General features: G+C 59.4%; 11 protein-coding genes. 6 read left to right on the top strand and 5 right to left on the bottom strand.

All coding sequences use genetic code 11. The features are described 5' to 3' along the window. Together E7813_RS21055 and E7813_RS21060 are read left to right on the top strand one after the other, a co-directional pair. Nucleotides 1–544: YcaO-like family protein (locus tag E7813_RS21055; RefSeq protein ID WP_291577147.1), on the top strand; the 544-nt coding region annotated here is incomplete at its 5' end. A gap of 5 nt (nt 545–549) precedes the next feature. Next, nucleotides 550–2004 (top strand): SagB family peptide dehydrogenase, encoded by a 1455-nt coding sequence (locus E7813_RS21060; RefSeq protein ID WP_291577149.1) that lies wholly within the window; start codon nt 550–552, stop codon nt 2002–2004. Here E7813_RS21060 and E7813_RS21065 read toward each other — a convergent pair. Continuing rightward, entirely contained in the window at nt 2001–3080 is a 1080-nt protein-coding gene (locus E7813_RS21065; RefSeq protein ID WP_291577151.1) for an Ldh family oxidoreductase, read from the bottom strand. The genes E7813_RS21060 and E7813_RS21065 overlap by 4 nt on opposite strands. Before the next feature lie 118 nt (nt 3081–3198). Here E7813_RS21065 and E7813_RS21070 point away from each other — a divergent pair, with 118 nt between their 5' ends. Both E7813_RS21070 and E7813_RS21075 read left to right on the top strand, forming a co-directional pair. After that, complete coding sequence (locus tag E7813_RS21070; RefSeq protein WP_291577152.1) at nt 3199–3738, top strand: cbb3-type cytochrome c oxidase subunit I; 540 nt, start codon at nt 3199–3201, stop codon at nt 3736–3738. A 263-nt stretch (nt 3739–4001) separates the two neighbouring features. Continuing rightward, the gene (locus E7813_RS21075; protein WP_291577153.1) at nt 4002–4262 is read left to right on the top strand and encodes a hypothetical protein; all 261 of its coding nucleotides are present in this window, start codon (nt 4002–4004) and stop codon (nt 4260–4262) included. A gap of 182 nt (nt 4263–4444) precedes the next feature. Here E7813_RS21075 and E7813_RS21080 read toward each other — a convergent pair whose 3' ends face one another. After that, nucleotides 4445–4759 (bottom strand): septal ring lytic transglycosylase RlpA family protein, encoded by a 315-nt coding sequence (locus tag E7813_RS21080; protein WP_291577155.1) that lies wholly within the window; start codon nt 4757–4759, stop codon nt 4445–4447. Nucleotides 4760–5361: 602 nt separating this feature from the next. On the opposite strand from E7813_RS21080, the gene E7813_RS21085 reads away from it, so the two are divergent. Continuing rightward, on the top strand, nt 5362–5613 hold the full coding sequence (locus tag E7813_RS21085; protein ID WP_291577158.1) for a hypothetical protein: 252 nt from the start codon (nt 5362–5364) through the stop codon (nt 5611–5613). A 322-nt stretch (nt 5614–5935) separates the two neighbouring features. Here the strand turns inward: E7813_RS21085 and E7813_RS21090 are convergent, their stop codons facing one another. The 3 genes from E7813_RS21090 to E7813_RS21100 form a co-directional block, all read right to left on the bottom strand. Then, nucleotides 5936–6097 (bottom strand): hypothetical protein, encoded by a 162-nt coding sequence (locus E7813_RS21090; RefSeq protein ID WP_291577160.1) that lies wholly within the window; start codon nt 6095–6097, stop codon nt 5936–5938. 270 nt (nt 6098–6367) lie between these two features. Beyond that, entirely contained in the window at nt 6368–6937 is a 570-nt protein-coding gene (locus E7813_RS21095; protein WP_291577162.1) for an outer membrane beta-barrel protein, read from the bottom strand. A 261-nt stretch (nt 6938–7198) separates the two neighbouring features. Beyond that, on the bottom strand, nt 7199–7438 hold the full coding sequence (locus E7813_RS21100) for a hypothetical protein (RefSeq protein WP_291577163.1): 240 nt from the start codon (nt 7436–7438) through the stop codon (nt 7199–7201). Between the two features lie 1685 nt (nt 7439–9123). On the opposite strand from E7813_RS21100, the gene E7813_RS21105 reads away from it, so the two are divergent. Beyond that, on the top strand, nt 9124–9508 hold a 385-nt coding region (locus E7813_RS21105), incomplete at its 3' end, for an adenylate/guanylate cyclase domain-containing protein (RefSeq protein ID WP_291577164.1).

Here is a 9508-nt window from a genome sequence, read left to right on the forward strand (position 1 = left end):
ACTCGACGTCACCAGCGATCTCGGCATTCCCACCTATGTCGCGATCCTGCACTGGATGCAGAACGGACAGGAGAACATCGAGTTCGGCTCCGGCGCGCATTTCGACAAGCGCGTTGCGCTGCTGCGTACGCTGACCGAGTTGAATCAGTTCATGTCGATCGGCCTGATGAACGGCGGCACCGGCGAGAAGCCCAGTCTCGATGGCGTCACGCCGCTGCACCTTGCGGACTATCCGTTTTTGACGCCAAGCGGCGCTCCGATGACGCGGCCCGATCCGGACCCGCTGGCCGGCCTGCTCGAAACCACCCGCGACCAGGTCAACGCCTGCGTCGATACCGCCACGCGCGCGGGCCTCGATTTTCTCGTCCTCAATCAGACCCGGCCCGACATCGAAGTCCCGATCGTCAGGGTGATCGTTCCCGGGTTGCGGCATTTCTATCGCCGCTTTGGGCCGGGCCGGCTTTACGATGTTCCGGTCAAGCTCGGATTGCGGGATCGGCCGATCCCGGAAAGCGAGCTCACTCCATTCCTTCCTCACAGCTAAGGGGCATGCCGGTTTTGCGCGCTCCCGGAAAGAATACAGGGCAGCGGACCGCACCACCGGCCCTTTCGGTCCGGCTGAGCGGCGGCATCGCGCTCGAAGCGCAAGCGGACGGCAATATCGCCGCCTGCTTCGAGGAGCATTCGATCGGCCTCGGGAAATTCAGTTCAGTCACGGCAAAGAGCGCACAGGAGCTGCGCACAGGCCTGCCGCTCGACCGCACCGCCGACGAGGAAATCGATTCATTGGTCCGGCGATTGGCCCGGCGCGGTCTGGTGGAATATAGCCTCGGCCCGGGGCGCGACGGTAACGACCTGGTCGTCATCGAACCGCAGGTCCCCGATTATTGGCCGCAGACACCCAAGCTTGCCAACACCGAGACGATCGTGCTGTCGCGATTCGCTTATTTGAGGCGGCGCGGCAACGAGATGGTGCTGGAATCGCCGCGCGCCGCGGCGTTGTTCAGGATTTGCGATCCGGGGATCGCGGCCGCCCTGGCCACGCTGTCCAAGCCGCGACAGATCAAGAAGTTTCGGCGGCAGGACGGCTTTCCCGGAAAAGAGCTGCTCGCCCTGCTGGTGGATTGCCAAATCCTTTTCAGGATCGAGGCGGGCGCCGGCAATGACTTGCGCGCCGCCGAGGGCGACGACAACCTCGTGCTATGGGACTTTCACGATCTTTTGTTTCACACTCACAGTACCGAGGGACGGCAGGCCAATCCGCTGGGCGGGCTTTATCCGTATGCCGGCATGATACCGCCGCCCCCGGCGGTGCGGCCGCGCTGGCCCGGCAAGAAAATCGATCTGGATAAATCGGCCGCGCCTTCGCAGGACCTGTCGCCATTCGTCAAGCTCTTGCATGAACGTCATTCGACGCGCGACTTCGACGATAGACAGCCGATCACGCTCGCCGAGCTTGCGCGGTTTCTTGAAGATACCGCGCGCATCCAGTCGAGATGGAAAAGCAGGCTCGACGGCGGCGGACCGATGATTACCTACACCACGAGGCCCTACCCGTCCGGCGGCAGCGCCTACGAACTTGAGCTTTATCTCTCCGTCGCCAACTGCAACGGGCTGGCGCGCGGCTTTTATCATTACGACGCCGACCGTCACGCGCTGGTGCCGATCGGGGTGCGCGATCACGAGCTCAATGCTCAGTTGATGGCCGCCGAATTCGCCATGGACGCACCCGGCACCCCCCAGATCCTGATCACGATTGCGGCGCGCTTCGACCGTATTTCGTGGAAGTACAGCTCGATCGCCTATTCGCTGATCCTGAAGGACGTCGGCGTCCTGCTCCAGACCCTCTATCTGATGGCGACCGAGATGGGGCTCGGCGGCTGCGCCATCGGCAGCACCAATATCGATCTGTTTGCCCGGATGACGGGGATCGAATTCCACGTCGAAGGCCCGGTCGGCCTGTTCGCGCTCGGGCGCGGCAGCAAGCCGGAGGTCGCCGGTTAAGCCACCGATGATGCGAGCTTCGCGATCTGGAGTTCATCGGCGACCTGGTCCAGGCCGCGCATCAATGCCGGAGCGATCGGGATTCCGTCGCGGGTTCGCGCCCGCCGTGTTGCGGCGCTGTGTTCGCCCGGAACAAAGATCCGGTCCACGCCCGGCATGCGGTTGCTGCCGCGAAAATCGCGGATCAGCCTGTCGACACTGGCCTTGAACACGGCGACATCGCCGAATGCGGCGATGTCGATCGCCGCGATTGCCTGTCCGGTATTGGTGACGCTGCTGTCGTCGTGATTAAAGTCGATGACGTCCTTACCCATCGCAGCACCGCCAAGCGTGCCCGCGAGCAGGCCAATGATCATCGCAAGGCCATAGCCTTTGTAACCGGCCTCCATGCCCCCGAGCGGCAGCAGCATGCCTTCATCGGCGCGTTTGGGATCCGTCAAAGGCCTGCCCTGGCGGTCGATCATCCAGCCCTCCGGCATGGTCTCGCCGCGCAGCGCCTTGGTTTTCACTTTGCCATAGGCCGCAACCGTCGTGGCCATATCGAGGACGATGGGGTTTTCCTCGCCGGCCGGGATCGCCGCCGCAATCGGATTGGTCGAAAGCAGCATGTCGAGGCCGCCCCAGGGCGGCAGGTGGTTGGCATTGCCGACGGCGAAATAGAGCCCGATCATGTCATGCGCTAGCGGCATCCGCGCATAAAGCGAGGCGGGGCCGGCGTGGTTGCTGAACTGCGAGCTGACCCATGCGATGCCGGTGGTGCGCGCTTTTGCGATGGCGATTTCGGCCGCGCGTTTCATCACCAGATGGCCCATGCCGTTGTCGCCATTCAACAGCGCGGTGCCGGCCTGCTCGCGCACCACATGAATGTTCGGCCGGACATTGAAACCGCCCGCCTTGATGCGACGAACATATTGCGGCAGCCGGCTGACGCCGTGTCCGTCCGATCCTTGCAGGTCCGCTTCCGTCATCAGCGCGGCAACGCTCTCGGCGTCCGGCCCCGGCAAGCCCGCCTTCATCAGCGCTTCGGCAATGAAAGCCTTCAGGCGGCCGCTTGTGATCAGTTGCTCGGATGTCATGACATTCCCACCGCAGGCCAACGCGTCGACGAGAGCAACATATAAGGGGTTCTTGGTTCAAGAAACCAGCGAGTCCGGCATCGAGGCGGTTGCGAGCAAGCGGTGCAGGCTAACGAAGATGCCGGCTCAGGTCCGCGTTTGTGAACCCGCCGGTTCCAGCCGGCGGTTTTTCCTTGAAGCTGCGACTTGCCCCGCACGCCTCCCGCTGGGTACGGTGACGACTCATCAAACTGTGTGGGAAGGACCGAAAATGAAGGCTTCCGTTTTATGCTTCCGCGCCGCCGTGCTGCTGGTGATCGCAGGCATGCTTTGGGGCATCGTGATGGGGATCAGCGAGGATCATTCCACCATGCCGGCCCACGCCCACCTTAATCTGTTGGGCTGGGTCTCGCTCTTTCTCTTTGGCGTCTATTATCATTTGCACCCGGCACTTGACCGCAGCCGGTTGGCTTCCTTGCAGGTTTGGATCTGGATTGCCGGTACGATCGTCCTGACGATCGGGGTAGCGCTGGTGCATTCAGGGCGCGCAATTGGCGATCCGATCGCCGCGGTATCTTCGCTCATTGTGCTCGCCGATACGCTGCTGTTTGGCTGGCTCGTTTTCCGCGGCGACCTGACCGAACAGGCAAGCCAGCGGTCGACTGTGCCTGCCGAATGACGGGGCGCAGACGTCCGTCAAATCGCAGGTGACATTGAGCGCCCGCTTTTCCGAAACAAAATGCGACCTCAGCGGCGCTCCGCTGCGGGCGCAGCAGGTAGGCCACCGCTATTGCCCGCCTCGGGTTTCGTTAAATTCTCTCAAGCCGCGAGGGAACCGAGCCGGCAATTTCCTCGTTTGACATAGGATGTCCTGATCGGTGGGCGTCGGGCCCCGCCCACCGTTTTCGGCGGGCGGGGAGCTTGCCTAACAGGAGGTGAGCCATGAGACTCCTTACGCGAGACGACGTCATCAAGGCGGTCGCCGGCGGCGACGACGTCACCATCGCTCAGATCATCGGAACCGGAGCGACGATCGACGAACTGGCGGAAGCCCAGGCTTGGCTTGCCAATGACGAGCCGTTGATGAACGCGGGCAAGCCGCTGGCGACCGGTCGCGTTCGAGAGCTGGTCGATATTCTGTCCGAGCTTGAGGCCGATGAGGTCGAGGAGAAGGAAACCGGCCCCGTCGCCAGTCAGGAATGACGGATACGATGCGCTCCGCCAGCGGCAGGGCGCATCGTAGTCGAACCGCGCCGCCTCCGTTCTGCATGATCAATGTCCCATCGGACCTGAACCCTCTTTTGAGCCAAGCAGGCTTATCCCCCAACAGACATCAAACTGGCTTTGATAACCGTGCAGTCTGCGCTGGCATTCATGGCATCGTTCTATTGCCGCTCGACGGATACCAACGTTATACCGCTATCGATCATATCGAGTTCACGCGCGGCAGCGAGGCTCATGTCGATGATACGGTCACGTTTGAATGGCCCGCGATCATTAATCCGCACGATGACACTCTTTCCATTGTGGACGTTCGTAACCAACACCATCGTGCCAAACGGCAACGTACGATGGGCGGCTGTTAGTCCTGTAGGGCTGGTCACTTCACCGCTCGCGGTTTGTTCGCTTCCGTAAAACGAGGCCACGCCCTCCTCGGCGTGAACGGAGCAAATCGCAATCGATGACAACGCAATGGCCAATGAAAGTCCACGAATTATCATCCGCACTGAACGGCGCGATGTGTTTTATGTTCCGCTAACTAAGTAATCGCATAACATTATCTACGGCTGTGCAAGGCAAGCGACGGATTCAGCGGCTTGGATTCAGCAGACTGAGCGAAATTGCTCACGCCGCGTTATGCAGATATCGGGAACAATACGTTGAAGACGCCGTTGATGCTTCCGTGTGGCTTAAAGCTACCGCCGTCAGCGGAGAAATCCCATGGAATTGATTCTGATTATCGTTGTTCTCGTTCTCTTATTCGGTGGCGGTGGATATTGGGGTCGTCGTCGAGGTCATTGGTGATTGATCGACTCTTCTTCCGATCACGGCAGGAACGGTCCACAACAATAGCACCGGCATGATCCTCTCCTCATCGCTTTCCCGCGTTTGGAAAACGTTTGGGGGTTTTCAGTTGTTCCCGCTGATTTTCGGACCTGCTGTATCCAGACGCCGGATCGCGAATGGAACAACCCGTCCTGTTCCTGCGGGGCAGCGGCAGCGTTCCCCGGATTCCGACTTCGGGAACTTTTAGCGCGGTCTCGAATTTCCTTCACACCTTAATTGAGGAGAGGAGACATCAATGAAATACGTTTTAGTACTTGCTACTGTAGCCGCCCTTGCTACCCCCGCGCTCGCAGACGAAGTCGGCGTTCGGGTCGGCCCGGTTGGCGCAGGCGTAACGGTGGGCGAAGGCCATGATCGGGACCGGGATCGTGATCGGGATCGTACGGTGATCAAAGAGCATGAGCCGTCAGAGCACACTACGATCATCAAGAAGGATCACGACGACGATGGTGCGCGCAGCAAAACCATCATAAAAGACCGCGATTGAAATCAAGGCCCCGGTGAAAACCGGGGCCTTTTTTGTGGCCACCACGGGCCGCACTTCGAAACGCGTGGCGCTGTCAAGGCCAAGACGAAAGAGGACGCAACTGAAAACCGCTCGCATGTGCTGACCTGAGCGCGGTTTTTAAAAGCAAAGAACCGATACGAACATCGGAAGCCACGTTCGCGCCGAGTCCGTTCTTCCCTCCATAACGGGCAACGCCCATGCTCGACACGCAAACCCAGGGTCCACAGTGCACCGCCTGCGGTTCTCCAATGAAGTTATCGGCGATTGAGCCAAGCGAAGGGTCTAAGTCCCGGATCGTTCCTCAAGGTGCGGGTTTTTCTTTCGCTTTTTTGCGGGGTACGACCGACTTTTGATGGGGCGTTTCAGGATCGTGTTTCGGCGTGGCCGATGGAACCTGCAGCGCAAATCGAGCGGCCCACCGTTGTTCGAACCGTCTTTGCAGATGAAGAGGAATTTCGCTCATGGCCGGCTCGCAGTTCGTGGTCGCCCCGGGTCATCGAGGTTCTCAACGAGTGCGGTCCTTTGAAGGTCCGGCAAGGGTGCTACACACTTTCGTCATCGGATTGGAGGCCGTCTCAGGGCGACCTCTTTCGTTGCGCTACCCACCTCCCGCTGGCCTGCCGTGCGCTGGCGCCGATGGCTCAGATCCGCGTCATCGGTACTGGCCTGTTTTGATTTGCACACACAAAAAAGCCCCGGACGATGCCGGGGCTTTGAATGCTCAATTACCTAACTACCACTTCCAGGAAAGCGCGGCTCTGAGGGTTTGGGTGGTCAGGCTGATGTGATAAATGCCGCCATCCAACCCTGTATAATTCTTGCTCCCGAAGTCGTCGTAAATATATTGCAGCCTGCCGATAAGGTTGCGGCTAAACGCGTGCTCGATGCCGGCACCGACCGAGACGCCGGTATAAATGCCGAGCATGCGGCTTGTGGTTGTTCCCTCGATAAAGTCCAGATCCGCCACCCCAAGACCACCGGTCACAAAGAAAAGCCACGAACCCGAAGCGTAACCTAGCTTCCCAACGACGTGGGACGTCCACATTAAGTGATACAGATTCGGAGTGGCTATCGTTGCTATCCCATGTCCAAGGGCGTCAGCCGCTCCGAAATCGCCTTCGAGCCCGTAAACCAGGAGTCCCTTTTGCCAGTTGTAGCCGGCCAGCACGCCGCCTACGACGCCGTCGGTCGGCGCACCGGACTCCGTCAACACGCCGTCATCAACGACGCGGGTTTTGCCCCAGAGATAGCCGACATGCCCACCAATATAAAAGCCAGACCAGTCGTAAGCGGGGTCCACCACGACAGGGGCCTTGGTCTACATTTGCGGAGCCATGTCAGCGGCGGAGGCCGCGCCGATGCCGATAATGACGCTCAAGGAACCGACTATGGAAACGATGAACTTTGAATTTCGCATGTTGGCCTCAAATAGACCTTAGCTGGAACCGGGAATCCCAGCTTTCGCTGCCAACCTAAAGGCGACCACTGGCTCCTCATACCCACTATCCGAGGGAGAAGGCCGATTGTGTCGGGCTGTTGCTGAAATGCCGCAAGTAAGGTCGCCTTAGCTTTCCGCTGGCGCCACAGAGTCAGCAGTGCGCTGGCGCCGATCGGCGAGCCGGGCGCTTTTCATGTGAGCGATCTGATCGTTCATCATGGTTTTGATGCCCTTGTCGCCGAAGGCGTAGGTCACGGGAGTTTTCGTGAAGTGACTTGCCGCGCAAGTCGTCTCGCTTCCTTCAGATCCATGAAAAAACTCCACAAGTAGCAGTGCCTGGCTCCAAAACACCTCGATGATGCTCATTCGTCGAAACCACTCTCTCAATTGGTCTTCGTGTCCCGGTTCAGCTGTTTCTCGCAAGGCCATCGCAATGAGATCCACGGAGTACCGAGATGCTCGCGCAGAATGTCTTCATTGGGAGGCTGCCGTAAGCCATCCTCCCACTTCTGATTTCTGGGAAGATTTGACACTCAATGATCTCGATAAACTATTGATTGTATTGGTCGGGGCAACTGGATTCGAACCAGCACCAACCCATTGGAATCGCTGCGTGCGATTCTGACGATGCGCCTGAACGGACCCCGTGCCTCCCCTGAATTTCCTGCGATTCTGACAATCGTTCGTTCTAACCGAACGCCGGGTTGTCAGGAGGAAAAATGTAGCCAGAGCAACCGCCCGTACCGTTTCTACTCATAGCCAGCCCGCTACAGGGCACCGGTCTGCGATCTTAGCCAAGGGTGTGCAGGCTACCGGTTCAAACGCTGAAGGGCATCAGTACGCCACCAGGACGCGGCCTCAAGAGAGCCGCACGGATTCGCGAGCTGATGGATCGGCTGCGATATCCCGCCGCCAGATGAAGCAGCGAGAGGGCCGACCGGCTGACCCCGGCCCACCGAAAGGAGCTCGTCGATCCAGAGTGTTGAAGCGACAGCTGGCTCCGCCGGGCACGCTAAGACACCTTCGCCCTCATCAGGCGAAGTGTGTCTTGCTCTAGCCTCACCGCCGAGCACGCTTAGGAATGAGAATGAACCCAAATCGTCAACACCAATTGACAGATGGAACCACCTGGCCCCGCCGGGCACGAAAAGGAGCCGTAGTGAAGCCGCAGGATCCTCAACTCCGAGAATTGATTGAGACCTACGCCGGTCCGGTTAGGAGATTTAGACCTGGTACTGCACGCGCCCCGGACAAGCCCGAGATAGGTGAGAAAGCTGAATTCAAATGTCTTGGTTGCGGCTTGGTTGGAAGGGTCGGATTTCACCAGTTGCGCCGAAACAAGCCCATCACATTACGCTGCCGACGCTGCAAGCGGAGGCTTTCATAGGTGAACTTGAAATGGACTCTCGCTCAATCCGCAGACGCCTTCAGCACAGTCGGGCATCGGGGCTGCACCTAACCGGGCATGTCTGAGATTAGGCGTCTGAAAGCGCATTACCGACGTGGCGCGCTGCCTTGTGTGGCCTGAAATGATCCGTAAACTCGGAGGAGGAAAACTAACCGTGGAAGCAACCTCTCACCACGGAGGCGACGTCCATTGAAAAGTAAGGGCCTCAAGATGACTGGCGAGAAATCAAGGCGTTTGGTCGTTGGTACTCGCGTTTGTTGGAGCCACAGCGAAGCCGATCAAGGTACGGTTGTAGAAAATACATGGTCCGCCGTGAGGATAAAATGGGATAACGGACTAACGGGCGCTGTTCATCACAACGACATGGGCGAAGTCGAGGTCGCAGCATTGAAGGCTTGATGCGTTTCCGGCGGACGGGTTGTAGCGACCCGTCGTACTTCGTCGTGCGATGTCGCCTATTGGCACTTTTCGGACATGGCCGCTTTGCCGGACGATGTCCGCTTTCGGGGGAACAGCGGAAGTCGCATTTCAGGACCGTGAGGTCCGCTTTTGACCCCAAGCGGACATTGGCCCTATCCCACGAACAACCCGCCGTGCTTTGATAGGTGGAACGGCCATTGGGGCACCTTTGACGGGCGAACGCGTGGAACGGCGATTGGCGGCGGTGCTGGCGGCGGATGTCGCTGGCTACAGCCGACTTATGGGCATCGACGAGGAAGGCACCCTGGCCCGGCTGAAGGCGGTCAGGAAGGGCCTCGTTGACCTCACCATCGCCAAGCATCGGGGACGGATCGTCAAGACCACAGGCGACGGCATGCTGGTCGAGTTTGCGAGTGCCGTGGATGCGGTACGCGGTGCACTTGAAGTCCAGCGCGGCATCGCCGAGCAGAATGGAACCGTGCCGCAGGATCAACGGATCGAATTTCGCATCGGGATACACGTTGGCGATATCATCGTCGACGACAACGACATCTTCGGGGATGGCGTCAACGTCGCTGCCCGCCTTGAAGGCATTGCGGAACCGGGCG

The organism is Bradyrhizobium sp. (genome assembly GCF_004799405.1).
In the GTDB taxonomy this organism is placed as follows: Bacteria; Pseudomonadota; Alphaproteobacteria; order Rhizobiales; family Xanthobacteraceae; genus Bradyrhizobium.

What these genes read in the sequence shown, in the direction of transcription:
- E7813_RS21065 (WP_291577151.1), bottom strand. Translation starts at nt 3,080, where the DNA reads ATGACATCCGAGCAACTGATCACAAGCGGCCGCCTGAAGGCTTTCATT.
- E7813_RS21090 (WP_291577160.1), bottom strand. Translation starts at nt 6,097, where the DNA reads ATGAGCGAAATTCCTCTTCATCTGCAAAGACGGTTCGAACAACGGTGG.
- E7813_RS21060 (WP_291577149.1), top strand. Translation starts at nt 550, where the DNA reads ATGCCGGTTTTGCGCGCTCCCGGAAAGAATACAGGGCAGCGGACCGCA.
- E7813_RS21100 (WP_291577163.1), bottom strand. Translation starts at nt 7,438, where the DNA reads ATGAGCATCATCGAGGTGTTTTGGAGCCAGGCACTGCTACTTGTGGAG.
- E7813_RS21085 (WP_291577158.1), top strand. Translation starts at nt 5,362, where the DNA reads ATGAAATACGTTTTAGTACTTGCTACTGTAGCCGCCCTTGCTACCCCC.
- E7813_RS21075 (WP_291577153.1), top strand. Translation starts at nt 4,002, where the DNA reads ATGAGACTCCTTACGCGAGACGACGTCATCAAGGCGGTCGCCGGCGGC.
- E7813_RS21070 (WP_291577152.1), top strand. Translation starts at nt 3,199, where the DNA reads ATGCCGGCTCAGGTCCGCGTTTGTGAACCCGCCGGTTCCAGCCGGCGG.